The sequence below is a fragment of the Sinomonas humi genome (assembly GCF_000802235.1).
In the GTDB taxonomy this organism is placed as follows: Bacteria; Actinomycetota; Actinomycetes; order Actinomycetales; family Micrococcaceae; genus Sinomonas; species Sinomonas humi.
In genome coordinates this window covers 51,405-65,223 of sequence record NZ_JTDL01000144.1, presented here as the reverse complement: position 1 = coordinate 65,223, position 13,819 = coordinate 51,405, and the positions used below count along the sequence as shown (strand labels likewise).

Sequence of the window (13,819 nt, the reverse complement as noted above, 5' to 3'; positions counted from 1 at the left end):
AAGGATTCGCGGGACATCTTTATCCAGGATCTCCTGAGGACGATTACGCTGGCGACATCAATCCCCAGGCTGACGAATCCCACTGCGACATCCCAATGCTCTGGAAACACCGTGGGCGGCCACCAGCTCTTCTCGCGGCTTACCGCGCGGGCGGTTGCATATGCAGGAACGGAAATCAAGACGGCCGCGAATCCGTGGAGAATGATCTGCCGCGAGAGAACCGAGGGCCGGGGTGCGTGAATCGCCAGCCACGCGCTGAGTGCGAGAACGGGCAATGCGGAAGCCAGTGGGGCGCCCGCGAGAGTCATGACAAGGAAGGGACTCAAATCTCCCGAACACACGCACAGGGCACTCGTTGAAACGGCGGCCGTGAAGACGGCAACCAGAAGGGATCGTGGCGCAGCGTGTACTAGGAAGTAGTGCCGCTTTTCGACATCGAGGGCCCGGAAGAGTGATTGATTGGGGCTGCGCTGAACTGCGAGGCGGCGGGGTCCTAAGACCTCTCGAAGCAATGCTGCGACTGAGACATAGACGTTCAGCAGGATGGCTCCAACTGCTACAAGCGTGCCCGGGTCCGCCCTTGCGGTGACCGTCGCTTCCATCGGGAGTGTACGCAGCAGCGTAAAAATGACTAGTCCGATCGTGAACGTCACGAAGCCGAGCAGCAGCACCGCTGTAGCGGCTACCCATGTGAGTGCTCGAAGGGGCATACTCCAGCCCATGGAAGCCAAGAAGCGGACTCGCTCGAAGGTCAGCGCGGCGATGAAGCTAGGGGGCATCACAGTCGGTTCTTCGGTTTGGATTGGGTGATCTCGGCGTCTTCCAAAAGGCCCAGAGTCGCCATCACGAAGGCCAGCGCTACCCACGCCCATAGGGGGAGCGAGGCTGGCAACTCGAGTTTGCTACTGGACGCTGAGATGACTCCGCAGAGTCCGACCACGATTGCACTGACTGCACCGAGACGCGCAGATACCGGCCGCAAGATGAGGACCAGGAGAAGCAGGAGGGCTACTGCTGCCGCTAGCAACAGGATCCAGCCTAGGTCGTCTCCACGCCGCGATGCGGCTCCGAGAAACGAGTCCAGGGCCACGCTTGTCAGGCAGAAAAGTGCGGTGGCGATGGCAGCATTCCGTCGGTACTTCGAGAACATTCCCAGAAGCCTTTCCTCAGAGCAGCAGTGCAGATGCCGCGACGCCGGTTGAAAGCGCGAAAATCGAGATCTTGGTGCGAGCGCTCCCCTGTATCCATTGCCGCCTGAAGAGGAGCGGAGCGCACAGTCCCACGAGTGCCACCACGATGAAGCCCGGCCATTCACCCTTTGCCGTGGGAACGGCTAGGAGTATGGCGAGGAGGTGGAGGTAGAGAACGGAACCGATCGATGCGATCGCTAGTGGACCGAGCGTCAACCTGCCGAAACCCAGCCGGAGCGATGGGAGGAGCCGCGATTCCAAGATCGACGCGAGCGAAAAGTAGAGGGCGCTCACGCCTAAGGAGAGGACGAATCCGAGCAGAGAACCGACTCCGACGGCGAGTTCAACGGCTGGCCCTTTCTCCATCGAGGCGAATTCGGGCGTGGCTTCCAGACGATCCAAGATCATCGGTCGGAGTTGTTGAAGACGAGTCCAGAGACTGACTCCGACCATGGCCAGAGCCAGCATCCAGAGAAGACTGGAGGTACTACGGGAGTGCGATGGGCGAACTTCATCTGGATTCGCGGGCAGGGTTGGAGGTGCTGTCATGATCGAAAGGGCCCTTGTTCGATTTCAGAATGCGATGACAGCCGCTTCGACAGCAGCAGCCAGCGCGATCAGGGTCAAGGATGCAAGGAAGACTTTGAGCGTCGAAGGAATCTCACGAGCGTATGCGCGGGCGGGCCCGACGCTTTGCGGCTCGAAGGCTGCCCGAAGACCTGACACAAGCGGCATGAGCCCTGCGGCTGCCGCGAGGCACATTCCCACGAACTCCAAGGGTGCGTACGGCCAGATCGTTCCGACGACGTTCTCGACTCCGACGGCTCCCGCGCTCGCACGGAAGGTCGCTCCTATATAGGCAGCGACGATGGGCCACACGATGAGGGTGGCCGTCCCGGCCGTGGCTGCTCCTGCATACAGTAGTGCTCCAGTCGACGCGTTGTTCAGGAGGACTTTCACGAACGCCTCCGTCCATTCGGTTCCCTGAGGATCAGGCGAAGGTGCGTCAAGTGCTAATCCAACGTCCGCTTGAGCGCCGATCGCCGCTCCGGCTGCCAGCAACGCCAAGGAGAGCGCGAGCGCGTACGGCCATGACTGGCTGGCGATCTCCTTGGCGCTGCCCATCATTAGGTGGATCGCTGACTACGCGATGGCGACGGCGCGGCCGAATCGGAGGATGGCCCATCGGGTCGTGGCAACGATGACTGCCGCCGTGCCACCCGAAAGGAGCCCCATGACGACGGCTAGGACCCAGCCGCCGACTGTGACCGCGTCAACGATCTGGGATGCGAAAGCTGAGGACAAGCCGAACATTCCCGCGATGTACATGACTCCTACGCTGCCCAGGGAAAGCCCGATGACGCTGACTGCGGCTGCTGCAACAAGAGGTTTGGAAGAACTGCGAAAATTCATGACTGGCTCCTCTCTCAAGGGACGCTGTGACCGGCGTGGTCACGCCCAGAGAGTAGGCAGCGGACCTCTACTTGTATCCAGTTGTCCCGAGTGCGCAAGGAACGTTTGTGTCCGAGGCCGATGGATGCGGGGCCGGAGGAGCGTCACATTCGGTCATAAGGCTGCTCGGCGGCCTCCACTTGTCGTTGGCAGTCCTCGATGAAGACCTGATTGCGAGGCAAAGGTGAAGGAATGCTAATTCATCTCGCGAGATACCGGCTGTCGTTCTAAGCCATCAGCTCCCGTGAATGGCGATGCAGGCGTAGGTAGGCGGTGAGTTTCGCCGTTGCCGCACGTGGGCAGAGTTCGAAGAGCTGTGCGGACGGCCTGCCGAAAAGCAAGACCTCGAAAAGGCGCGGACTCCGGCGAGCGTCGCAGCTATCGCTCGGACGTCAACGAGGGACAGGCCTCATTGACCCCAGACGTACCTGAATTCATCTGCGCAGACCCTCGCCAGACGACTGCCGTGCCGAAAGGGCTGACAGCTAAGCGTCCCTAAACCGTCCCTTGAGACACCGGCTGTTGTTCTAAGCCTTTGCCTGCTTTTGAATGGCCTCATGAAAGCCCTGTTCAAGCCGGGCCCGCAGGCGGGCTTCGAGTTCGTCGAACGGCCCGAGCCGGAAGCTGGCCCGGCGGATGTGAAGATTCGCGTGCTCGCGACAGGCATCTGTGGGACGGACCTGCACCTTCAGTCTTGGGACGAAGCTGCCCAGTCCATGAGCAACCCGCCGTTCATCCCGGGGCACGAGTTCTACGGCGAAGTCGTCGAGGTGGGGGAGGACGTCCGCGACGTGCGGGTCGGTGACCGTGTGTCAGGCGAGGGCCATATCGTGTGCGGGGTCTGCCGAAACTGCCGTGCAGGGCGCCGCCAGATGTGCATCCACGTCTCGAGTGTGGGAGTCCAGCGCGATGGGGCGTTCGCCGAGTTCGTCGTGATCCCCGAGACGAACGTGTGGGTCCACCACGATCCCTCGATCACCCCCGAGCTCGGCGCGATCTTCGACCCCTTCGGCAACGCCACCCACACTGCGTTGAGCTTCCCGGTGGTCGGCGAGGATGTCCTCATCACCGGGGCCGGCCCGATCGGCCTCATGGCCATTTCGATCGCCCGGCACGCGGGTGCCCGGAAGATCGCGATCACCGACGTCTCCCAGCGCCGCCTCGAACTCGCTCGGGGGATGGGCGCCGACCTCGCGGTCGACGTCTCCACGATGAGCCTGGGCCAAGCCCAGCGAGAACTCGGCCTGGTCGAGGGATTCGACGTGGGCTTCGAGATGTCCGGGCGCCCGGCCGCGTTGCAGGGGATGATCGAGAACATGAACCACGGCGGCCGGATCGCCCTGCTCGGCCTACCCGCTCAATCCGCGGAGATCGACTGGGGCAAGGTCGTGACACACATGCTCACCCTCAAAGGCATCTACGGCCGCGAGATGTTCGAGACGTGGTATGCGATGAGCGCGATGCTCTCGTCCAATCCAGTCCTCCATAGGAACGTTGCCGCCGTCGTCACCGACGTCCTCCCGGCTGCGCGCTGGGAGGAGGGCTTCGACGTCGCCCGCTCTGGCAGCGGCGGCAAAGTGGTGTTGGACTGGTCGGGCGTCTAGGGCGAAGCCGGGAGAGAGGAAGAGGGCAGCACATGTTCGCAGGAGTGAAGGAACAGCTCGCAGCAGAGCTCGCCGAGATCCGCGCGGCCGGGACTTTCAAGGAGGAGCGGCACATCGATTCGCCGCAGTCGGCTCACATCGAGGCCGGCCCCCTCGGCGCGCCGGCCGGGGAGGTGCTGAACTTCTGCGCCAACAACTACCTCGGCCTCGCAGACCACCCGGACTTGATCGAAGCGGCCAAGAAGGCTCTCGACGAGCGCGGCTTCGGCATGGCCTCCGTCCGCTTCATCTGCGGCACTCAAGACACCCACCTGGAACTCGAACGCCGGGTCTCCGAATTCCTCGGCACCGATGACACGATCCTGTTCTCGAGCTGCTTCGACGCAAATGGGGGCGTCTTCGAGGCGATCCTCGGCGCCGAGGACGTGGTCATTTCGGACGCCCTCAACCACGCCTCGATCATCGACGGCATCCGCCTGTGCAAGGCGACCCGGCTCCGCTATGCGAACCGGGACATGGGCGAGCTCGAGACCCGCCTGCGGGAAGCCACTACGCTGAACGACGGCGTCGGCGCCCGACGGACCCTCATCGTCACCGACGGCGTGTTCTCGATGGACGGCTACCTCGCGCCGCTCCGGGAGATCTGCGACCTCGCCGAGCGCTACGGCGCGATGGTCATGGTGGACGACTCGCACGCGGTCGGTTTCATGGGCGAAACCGGGGCCGGAACCCCAGAGCACGCGGGGGTCTCCGATCGGATCGACATCTACACCGGGACCTTCGGCAAGGCGCTCGGCGGCGCGTCCGGCGGGTACGTCTCAGGCAGGGCCGAGATCGTCGCGACCCTCCGCCAGAAGGCCCGCCCATACCTGTTCTCCAATTCGGTCGCCCCGATGATCGTGGCCGCGACGATGCGTGCCCTCGATCTCGTGGCCGGGTCGGCCGAACTGCGGTCGCGGCTGTTCGAGAACGCCGCGCTCTTCCGCAGGCGCATGGCGGAGGAGGGCTTCGAGCTCCTTCCGGGGGAGCACGCGATCGTCCCGGTCATGTTCGGCGACGCCGCCCTTGCAGGCCGCATCGCCGCCGAGATGCTCGCCCACGGCGTGTACGTCACCGCTTTCTCCTACCCCGTGGTGCCCAAGGGGAAGGCCCGGATCCGGGTCCAGCTCTCCGCCGCCCACACTGCGGACGACGTCGAAACCGCCGTGGCCGCGTTTGTCGCCGCACGCTCGACTGTGGGAGAGAGGGAGGAGCCGTCGCGGCATTGAGCGCGGCTTAGGGGGACCGCCTCCGGAGCGCAGTGAACAGGACTGTCGCGAACAACGGCACCACGACGAGGAGCAGGAGTCCCCACTGTGGTCGAACGCCGAACTTTCCGTCCTGGCGGAAACCCTCAAACAGGGGCGCCCCTAGGAACTCCTGGAGGAATGTCGCGTCCTGCCCCCGAGCGCGAGCCGCTTCGCTAGCCGCGACAAACGCGACCGCGCCGACGGTCAGGGCGGCGATCCACACGAGGGTGGCTGCGAGGCCATACCACGTCCAAGTTCGGGTGTTGCTGTTCTTCATGTCAGTCCCCCTTGTCACGAGGTGATCCTTGCGGTTGGATCGACGGTCGTCAAGCGCCCCTTTCCTCCGCTGGAATCAGAACTTCGAATGCGGGAGTGCCGCCACTGTTCGCCGGAGTATGGTGTCGGCATGGCCATCCAGCGCAACACGAACGACGTCGACGTCCTCATTGTGGGCGCCGGGATCGCAGGGCTTTCGCTGGCGTCCCGGCTGGCGGGGGAGTGCAGAGTCGCGCTCGTCGAGGCCGAGCCGAGCCTCGCGTACCACACCTCGAGCCGGTCGGCCCAGCAGCTCATCCCGAGCTACGGCCCGCCACCGGTCCAAGAGCTCACGCGGCGCACGCTGGGGGCGCTTCGGGCTGCCGTGGACGACGACGGCCGCCGGCTCGCGTGGCCGAGCCGCTTCATGCTCGTGGGCACTGGGGGAGATGTTGCGGCGGAAGCCCATGCAGGAATGCGCCATCTCTCGCCCGAGGAGGCTCGCGCGCTCGTGCCCCTGCTCCGCGACGGAGCCTTCGAGGCCGCCGCCCTCGACACGGACTCGGTCCGGACGGACGCGCCCGCACTGCTCGCCTATCACGAGGGCCTGGCGCGCGCCGGGGGCGTCGCCATCTATCCCGGAAGCCCGGTCCACACGGCCCAGCGTGTGGGAGACGGCTGGCTCGTGGGGGCGGGAACGGAGGGGTTTCATGCGGCGTGCGTGGTGAACGCGGCAGGCGCCTGGGCGGACGATCTAGCGATCCTCTTCGGCGTCGAGCGGCTCGGCCTTCAGCCCTATCGGCGCACTGCTGCGCTGGTCTCGCTCTCCGAAGCGCTCGACCCCGAGATGCCGATGGTCGCGGCCGCCGACGACACGTGGTACTTCCGGCCCGACCCGGCCGGCGCGCTCGTCTCGCCGTCCGAGGCCGAGCCGAGCCGCGCGGAGGATGCCGTGCCGCGCCCGGGCGACGTCGAGCGCGCGATTGGCCTCATCCGGGAGGTCGCGGACCTCCCCGTCTCGGGAATCGTGCGGGCGTGGACTGGCCTGCGGACCTCGGCGGCCGACGGAGTTCCAGTCCTCGGCTTCGACCCCGAGGCGCCGGGATTCTTCTGGCTCGCGGGCCAAGGCGGCTACGGCTTCCAGACGTCCGCGGCGATGGCCGAGGACGCTGCGGGGCAGTTGCTCGCAGGGCCGGAGGCGCTGCGGACGGGCGCGCGTCCGGTATCCGAGACGGAGCGGGCCCTCGACCCGCACCGGCTGTCAGTCCGACGCTAGAAGATTGCTGCATGAGCAGTGCGACCCTCCTGATCGACAACATCGGCGAGCTTTCGACGCAGCATTGGCAGGATCGGACTCCAGCCGCCGCGGCAGAAAGTGTGCTCCACGACGCGGCCGTGGTGTTCGAGGGCGAGCGGGTCGCCTGGGTGGGCCCGTCGTCGTCCGCGCCAGCTGCCGACGAAAGGTACGACGCCGGGGGCCGCGCCGCCTTGCCGGGCTGGGTCGATTCCCATAGCCACCTCGTCTTCGCCGGCGACCGCACCGCCGAGTTCGAGGCGCGCATGGCCGGTCAGGCGTACGCGGCTGGCGGCATTGGCGTCACGATGGCTGCGACCCGCGAAGCGTCCGACGACGAGTTGCGGCTCCTGCTCAAGGCACGGGTCGCGGAGGCTGCCGCCGGGGGCACGACGTATCTCGAGACGAAGACCGGTTATGGGCTCGACGTCCCGAACGAGCGCCGCAGTGCCGAGCTCGCTGCGGGCGCCGTTGACGAGGTGACGTATCTCGGGGCGCATCTGGTTCCTGCTGGCACAGATCCGGACGAGTACACCGAACTCGTCTGCGGCGAGATGCTCGAGGCCGTCCGCCCCTATGTCCGCTGGGCCGATGTCTTCTGCGAGCGCGGGGCGTTCACCGAGGAGCAGTCACGTCGCGTTCTCGCCGCGTGCCGCGAGGAGGGGCTCGGCCTCCGCGTCCACGGCAACCAGTTGGGACCGGGAGCAGGCGTGCGCCTAGCAGTCGAGGTCGGGGCCGCAAGCGTCGACCACGTGAACTTCCTCGATGACGCCGATGTCGAGGCGCTCGCCTCGTCATGGGGCGACTGGTCCGGCCCCGGCTCTTCCGAGGGCACGGGCACTGTCGCAACGGTGCTTCCGGCCTGTGACCTCTCGACCCGCGCCCCGTTGGCACCGGCGCGACGGCTCCTCGATGCAGGGGTCGAAATCGCGATCGCCTCGAACTGCAACCCCGGTACGAGCTACACGAGTTCGATCTCGTTCTGCGTCACGACCGGTGTGCTGCAGATGGGGCTGAACGTGCAGGAGGCGATCCGCGCCGCGACCTTCGGCGGAGCCCTCGCCCTCGGGAGGCACGTCGGCCTGGACGAAGACGGCCAGCGCGCTGTCGGTTCGGTCGCGGTGGGCCACCGGGCCGACCTCCAGCTCCTCGATGCGCCCTCGGCCACGCATCTTGCGTACCGGCCGGGGATGCCGCTCACTTACGCCGTATGGCGCGCGGGCGAACGCGTGCGCTAGAGCCGTTCAGAGAGGGTCGAGAGGACGGTGTCAGTCTCGGCCCTCTCCGCCCATTGCGTGAACGGCCGGTCCAGCTGATAGCGGCCATCGGGCTGGCGGATGAGCGTGCGAACCCCGGCGTTCTCGGGATTGTTGAGGGACTCGAAGTACTCGACGGTCCAATGGAACCAGCGCATGCAGAAGAGGCGCATCGTGAGGCCGTGGGTGACCAGAAGCGTGTTAGGGGTGTAGTCGGGCTTGTCCCAGTGGCGGTAGAGGGTCTCCATGAAGCTCGAAACCCGATCATAGACATCGCTGCCTGATTCGCCCTCGCGAAAGCGGAAGAAGAAGTGGCCGTAGGAGTCGCGGAGCTTCTTCTGCTGCTCGATGTCGTGGGCGATCTGGAAGTTCGCCCAGTCCTGCTCGCGCAGCCGGGGCTCCTCGATGACGCGTTCGGCGAGATCGTGGATGCCGAGGGCATCGAACGTCTGGTAGGCCCGCAGGTAGGGCGAGATGTAGACGCTCACCCGCTCGCCTGCGAGCTGCTCCCGCACTATTCGGCCCGCTTCCCGGGCCTCGCTCACCCCGCTGTCGGTGAGCGGGATCCGGTAGTCGGGAACGCGTTCATAGATGCTCGTGTCCTCGTTGGCGGCCGACTGGCCGTGCCGGACCATGATGATCTGCCGCGGCGCGCTCATAGAACCTCAGCCTAGGGCAGGATAAGGACATGCCCGATGCACCCGCCGTCGTCCGTCCCGCCCACCGCACCCGGTGGCGAGCCCAGCTCCTCATTGTCCTCGGGCTCTCGCTCGGACAGTCGGCCGTGTATTCGGTGGTACAGCTGCTCGACAAGGCGACCCAGGCGCCGCTTGCCCAGGGCAAGTCGACCCTCAACGCGACGCTGAGCCCGCGGGAGTACTTCGACCTCGTCTACCAGCTGCTCGACATCCTGTTCTCGCTGGTTCCCGTGGCGCTCGCGCTGTACTTCGTCTGGGAGGCGGTGGGGCGGCGCAGTTGGCGCGCTCCCTTTGCGCGCTTGGGCCTTGACCTGCGCCGCCCGGGGCGAGACGTCCTCTACGGCGTCGGGCTGTTCCTCGCCATGGGGATCCCCTCGCTCGGGCTGTACTGGGTCGGGCGGGTGCTCGGGATCACGACGTCGATCATCCCGAGTGGCCTCGACAAGTATTGGTGGACCGTTCCGGTCCTGATCCTCTCGGCAATCCGGGAGGCGCTGCTCGAGGAGACGATCGTGGTCGGCTTCATGCTCGGGTGGCTTCGGAAGCTCGGCTGGAGCACCGGGGCGGCCTTCGCGGCAAGCTCGATCCTCCGGGGGAGCTACCACCTCTACCAGGGCATCGGGCCCTTCTTCGGCAATGCCGTGATGGGCCTCGTGTTCTGCTGGGTCTATCGCCGCTATGGGCGGGTGATGCCGCTCGTCATCGCCCATGCGCTCCTCGACACCTTCGCGTTCGTCGGGTTCAGCCTCCTGGGCAAGGCCATCGGTCTCGGCTGAGGACCCCGGAAAGCGACCTCCCCGAAAGAGACCTTGGCGAAAGCGACCTGGCCAAAGAAATCTGGCCACTCGCCGACGCTTCGACGAGTGGCCAGATCTTCCGAGACGAGGTGGTCAGATCGTGACGAGCCGTCCGCCCGCGTCGAACGTCACGGACATGATGCCGGGGGTGCCCTTCGGGGCGACCCACTCGACCTCGACGTCTTCGAGCGGCTTCTCGACAGGCTCGCCGAGCCACTCGGTCACGCGCTCGGCGGAGCCAGCGATCGTGAGCTTCGTGACCCCGACCGTTCCCGGGTAGGCGTTCGAGGGGTGCAGCTCGGGGTCGCCCTCCCACTTCAGCATGTAAGGGACCTGCGGGTCGGCGATGAGCCCGAGGATACCGATCTGCTTCCACACGAGTTCCCGCCCGTCGGGGAACTTGCGGTTGCCCGGAACAGCCTTGCGGCCGAGGCGGGTTTCGATGGGGCCGAGGTCCTGAACCTCGACGCACCAGCCCATCCAGCCACCGCCCGCAGCGGACCGCGCCCGGACGGCCTGGCCGAACGGTGCCTTGTCCGAAGCGGGGTGATCGAGGACTTCGACGACCTCGAGGTAGTGGTGCTGCGTGAGCGGGATGATCATATTGCGGGTGCCGAACCGAGGGTGGACGCCGCCCTTGACTGCCTCGACTCCGAGAGCGCTGGCAATCCTCTCCGTTGTGGCGGCCAGGCCGTCGGGCTCGCAGGCATAAGAAACATGGTCCATACGCATGCAGTCATCTTGGCACTTTGTGACAGGGCTCTCAGCTTAGGGTTGCCTTACTTGGAAACCGCGAGCGGAAGTGCCACTTCCATCGTTGTTCCTCCGGCCCCGGTCTCGGCAATCCGGACCGATCCGCCGTTCCTGACGGCGATCTCCCGGACCAGTGCGAGCCCGATTCCGTAGCTCCGGCGGGCATCGAGCCGGGCGGTCGTACCGCCGCGAGAGAACCGTTCGAAGACGCGCTCGGGGCTGGGCCCGGAGATTCCTGGGCCGGTGTCGGCGACCGTGAGCAGCGCCGTCGTACCGCGCCCGGGCGTAGCGGCGGTCCGCACGCCGACCGTCACGCGTCCGCCCTCGGGCGTGTACTTGAGGGCGTTGTCCGCGAGGGCGACGACGACCCGGCGCACAGCTGGAGCCGCAACCGCAACGGGCACCGGCTCAGCCGGAGTCTCGGCGGCGAGGACGATGCGCCGGTCCACGGCCATGACCCCCAGGTCGGCGACGACGGCGCGGGCGAGTTCGGCAAGGTCGGTCGGGCTCTCAGTGAGGTCCGGGCCGGAGCCGGCGATGCCGTGGAGTAGGTCTTCGATGACGGCTGCGAGGGAAGCAGAGTCGCTGCGCAGCTGGGCGAGGACCGGGGCGGCCTCGCTGTCAGGCCCGAGTCGCTTCTGCGCTAGCTGGATGCGCGTGTCGAGCACCGCGAGCGGGGTCCGGAGTTCGTGGCTCGCATCCTGGACGAACCGTCGCTGGAGCGCCAGGGCCTCGCCGAGAGGGCGAACCGCCCGGCGGGCGCTCAGGACCCCGACGATGCCGCCGAGCACAATGCCCGCAATTCCGCCGACGACGAGGATCCCGAGCACATCGACCGTGTCCAGCACGACCTGCGGCTCCGAGCGCTGGAGATGCGAGAGCACCTCTGCGGGCTGCGACTTGGCCCACAGGAAGACGGCGGCTCCCGCGAGGAGCAGGACAACGACGACGGCGACCGCTCCCGCGATCTGCATCCCGACCCGGAGCGCGGCACGGCGGAGCGCCACCTCATCCGAGTTCCGCGCGCGGCGCTGCTTGCCCCAGCTCATTCGAGGCCGCCGAGCTGGTAGCCGACGCCGTGGACGGTCCTGATCACTGACTTGTCCGTCTTCTTCCGGAGATAGTGGACGTAGGTATCGACGACGCCGGGCGTGTCCCCGGCGTCGAACGCATCGGCGAGGAGCTCAGCGCGCGAGTGCACGCGCTCGGGGTCCCGCGCGAGGACGGCGAGGAGCGTCGCCTCGGCGCCCGAGAGCTCGACGCGATGCCCGTACGGTGAGGAGAGAACGCGGGATGCGGGGTCGAGCTCCCACGAGCCGACTGCGAGGAGCTCCGGCCGGTGTGGCGCGTAACTCCGCGTCATCGCCCGTAACCGGGCGGCGAGCTCCTCCGCGTCGAACGGCTTGACGAGATAGTCGTCGGCGCCGGCGTCAAGGCCTTCGACCTTGTCCGGCACGCTGCCAAGGGCCGTCAGCATCAGGACGGGCGTTGGGATTCCCCTGGACCGCAGGGACTTCACGAGGTCGACGCCGTCGATGTGCGGCAGGCCGCGGTCGACGACGAGTGCCTCCCAGTCCTGGCCGGTCGCCAGGCGGAGGCCTTCGCGCCCATCGGCTGTGAGGGTGACCTCGAAGTCCGGGGCGAGGAGCTCGGCGACGAGAGGGCCTAGCTGGCGGTCGTCCTCGACGAGGAGTACGCGGGGTCGGTGGTCCATGGGAGCCATTCTCGCAAGGACCTCCGATCCCGTCCCGTCAGCGCTGCTCCGGCGCCTAGTCCGCTGCCTCCGCGTACTGGGCGTCCTCGTCTGCTGCCTGCTCGGGCTGCCCGGACGCGGCATTCTTCGAGGCGCGCCGGTGGCGCAGCGCCTCGATCCCGATCGGCACGACGGATGCGACCACGATGAGCACCGAAAGGACATCGATGTTGTTCTTGATGAAATCGACGTGCCCGAGCCATACGCCGAGCAGGGTCACCGAAACCGCCCATGCGATGGCACCCAGCACGTTCCAAGCGAGGAACTTCCGGTACGGGTATCGGGCCGCGCCTGCCACAAGCGGCGTGTAGGTGCGGACGATCGGCACGAAGCGGGCCAACACGAGCGCCCGCCCGCCGTATCGGGCGAAGAACGACTCCGCGCTCTCGAGGTGGCTGAGCTTGAGGATCCTCGCGTCTTCCTTGAACCATCGCCTCCCCACGGCCTTGCCGAGCATATAGCCCGCCTGGTCTCCTGCTACAGCTGCGACCGCGACCACGAGGATGAGGGCGGGAAGTGAGAGGCCGAGCTGAGCGTGCAGAAGTCCCACGGTGAAGAGCAGCGAGTCACCGGGGAGGAACGGGAACAGGAGTCCGGATTCGATGAAGACGATGAGGGCGACGACGCCGAGCACCCAGGGGCCCGCGCCGACGAGGAGTGAGGTGGGGTCCATCAGGAGGGTCCTTCGGGGTCAGCGGTACTCGAGGCGCGTCACGAGCGGGACGCGGGCGAGCACCGGGGGAGCGAAGCGGTTCCATAGGCCGCACCACAGCAGGATGCCGGCGATCGAGGCGGGGAACGAGGCGATGACGTCGATGGGGTAGTGCACGCCGACGTACACGCGTGAGATTGCGACGAGGCCCGAGAAGACCATGCCGACAATGAGGACCCACTGCCCCCAACGCTTGTCCCGGAACAGGAAGTAGAGCGCGATCGTGAGCGAGACGGCGAAGCACACGTGGCCGCTCGGGAAGCTGTTGGGGTCCATGTCGGGGGAGATCGGGTTTGCCAGAAGGCTCGAATCGGGACGCTGACGGTGGACGGCGTACTTGAACAGCAGGCTGAAGACCCAGCCGAATCCCGTTATCGACGCGACCGCGAGGGCATCGATCGGGGTCCTTCGGACGAACCACAGGATCGCGATAAGCACGACGAGGATGACGACGGCGCCCGATGGTCCGAGGATCTTTTCGACCGCGAGGGCCAGAGTGTTGAGCCAGCCGACGTGCTCGGTGCTCATCGACTGGTCGATCGCGAGCTCGGCGCCCGTGATGGTCGAGGTCTTGGCGACGAAGCCACCGACGAGCACGATGACGCTGAGCACCACGGGGGCGAGGATCCAATGGCGCAGGCTCGGCAGCGTGGCCAGGCGGCTGCGCGGGGTGCGGTTCACGGGGGCGCTCTGCCCCGCGAAGTCGTATGAGGTCATGGTCCTATCCTGCCTTGTGAGATCTAAGACCGTTCTAAGAACCCCCGAG

At 66.6% G+C, this 13,819-nt stretch carries 15 protein-coding genes; 5 read left to right on the top strand and 10 right to left on the bottom strand.

The features are described from left to right. Positions 1-1,166: 1,166 nt before the first annotated feature. The 3 genes from LK10_RS17195 to LK10_RS17185 all read right to left on the bottom strand — a co-directional run bounded on the left by LK10_RS17195 (position 1,167) and on the right by LK10_RS17185 (position 2,603). Positions 1,167-1,598 (bottom strand): hypothetical protein, encoded by a 432-nt coding sequence (locus tag LK10_RS17195; RefSeq protein ID WP_043126345.1) that lies wholly within the window; start codon positions 1,596-1,598, stop codon positions 1,167-1,169. 165 nt (positions 1,599-1,763) lie between these two features. Then, positions 1,764-2,318, bottom strand: coding sequence for a stage II sporulation protein M (locus LK10_RS17190; protein ID WP_043126342.1), 555 nt, complete (start codon positions 2,316-2,318; stop codon positions 1,764-1,766). A 15-nt stretch (positions 2,319-2,333) separates the two neighbouring features. Next, the gene (locus LK10_RS17185; protein ID WP_197061975.1) at positions 2,334-2,603 is read right to left on the bottom strand and encodes an uberolysin/carnocyclin family circular bacteriocin; all 270 of its coding nucleotides are present in this window, start codon (positions 2,601-2,603) and stop codon (positions 2,334-2,336) included. A gap of 596 nt (positions 2,604-3,199) precedes the next feature. On the opposite strand from LK10_RS17185, the gene tdh reads away from it, so the two are divergent. Next, complete coding sequence (gene tdh, locus LK10_RS17180; RefSeq protein WP_043126337.1) at positions 3,200-4,246, top strand: L-threonine 3-dehydrogenase; 1,047 nt, start codon at positions 3,200-3,202, stop codon at positions 4,244-4,246. A 32-nt stretch (positions 4,247-4,278) separates the two neighbouring features. Then, positions 4,279-5,514 (top strand): glycine C-acetyltransferase, encoded by a 1,236-nt coding sequence (locus LK10_RS17175; RefSeq protein ID WP_043126336.1) that lies wholly within the window; start codon positions 4,279-4,281, stop codon positions 5,512-5,514. A 7-nt stretch (positions 5,515-5,521) separates the two neighbouring features. Here the strand turns inward: LK10_RS17175 and LK10_RS17170 are convergent, their stop codons facing one another. Then, positions 5,522-5,830 (bottom strand): transcriptional regulator, encoded by a 309-nt coding sequence (locus LK10_RS17170; RefSeq protein WP_231567815.1) that lies wholly within the window; start codon positions 5,828-5,830, stop codon positions 5,522-5,524. A gap of 111 nt (positions 5,831-5,941) precedes the next feature. Between LK10_RS17170 and LK10_RS17165 the strand changes: the two genes are divergently transcribed. Together LK10_RS17165 and LK10_RS17160 are read left to right on the top strand one after the other, a co-directional pair. After that, complete coding sequence (locus LK10_RS17165) at positions 5,942-7,066, top strand: NAD(P)/FAD-dependent oxidoreductase (protein ID WP_043126331.1); 1,125 nt, start codon at positions 5,942-5,944, stop codon at positions 7,064-7,066. Positions 7,067-7,077: 11 nt separating this feature from the next. Further along, complete coding sequence (locus LK10_RS17160; RefSeq protein WP_043126329.1) at positions 7,078-8,322, top strand: amidohydrolase family protein; 1,245 nt, start codon at positions 7,078-7,080, stop codon at positions 8,320-8,322. Here the strand turns inward: LK10_RS17160 and LK10_RS17155 are convergent. Then, positions 8,319-8,999, bottom strand: a complete 681-nt coding sequence (locus LK10_RS17155) for a histidine phosphatase family protein (RefSeq protein WP_043126326.1) — start codon at positions 8,997-8,999, stop codon at positions 8,319-8,321. The two genes, LK10_RS17160 and LK10_RS17155, sit on opposite strands and share 4 nt — an antisense overlap. Positions 9,000-9,028: 29 nt before the next feature. Between LK10_RS17155 and LK10_RS17150 the strand changes: the two genes are divergently transcribed. Further along, positions 9,029-9,814 (top strand): CPBP family intramembrane glutamic endopeptidase, encoded by a 786-nt coding sequence (locus tag LK10_RS17150; RefSeq protein ID WP_043126322.1) that lies wholly within the window; start codon positions 9,029-9,031, stop codon positions 9,812-9,814. 114 nt (positions 9,815-9,928) lie between these two features. Here the strand turns inward: LK10_RS17150 and LK10_RS17145 are convergent, their stop codons facing one another. From LK10_RS17145 to LK10_RS17125, 5 genes are read right to left on the bottom strand one after another with little or no spacing between them, the layout of a single operon-like run. Further along, positions 9,929-10,567: a VOC family protein gene (locus LK10_RS17145; protein WP_043126320.1), complete on the bottom strand. Its 639-nt coding sequence runs from the start codon at positions 10,565-10,567 to the stop codon at positions 9,929-9,931. Between the two features lie 47 nt (positions 10,568-10,614). Continuing rightward, entirely contained in the window at positions 10,615-11,637 is a 1,023-nt protein-coding gene (locus tag LK10_RS17140; RefSeq protein ID WP_043126317.1) for a sensor histidine kinase, read from the bottom strand. Beyond that, complete coding sequence (locus tag LK10_RS17135; RefSeq protein WP_231567814.1) at positions 11,634-12,302, bottom strand: response regulator transcription factor; 669 nt, start codon at positions 12,300-12,302, stop codon at positions 11,634-11,636. The genes LK10_RS17140 and LK10_RS17135 overlap by 4 nt, the downstream gene beginning before the upstream one ends. Positions 12,303-12,357: 55 nt before the next feature. Further along, positions 12,358-13,014: a DedA family protein gene (locus tag LK10_RS17130; RefSeq protein WP_052207511.1), complete on the bottom strand. Its 657-nt coding sequence runs from the start codon at positions 13,012-13,014 to the stop codon at positions 12,358-12,360. An 18-nt stretch (positions 13,015-13,032) separates the two neighbouring features. Beyond that, a complete protein-coding gene (locus LK10_RS17125) occupies positions 13,033-13,770 on the bottom strand; it encodes a phosphatase PAP2 family protein (protein ID WP_052207510.1) in 738 nt (245 codons plus the stop codon). Positions 13,771-13,819: the final 49 nt, after the last annotated feature.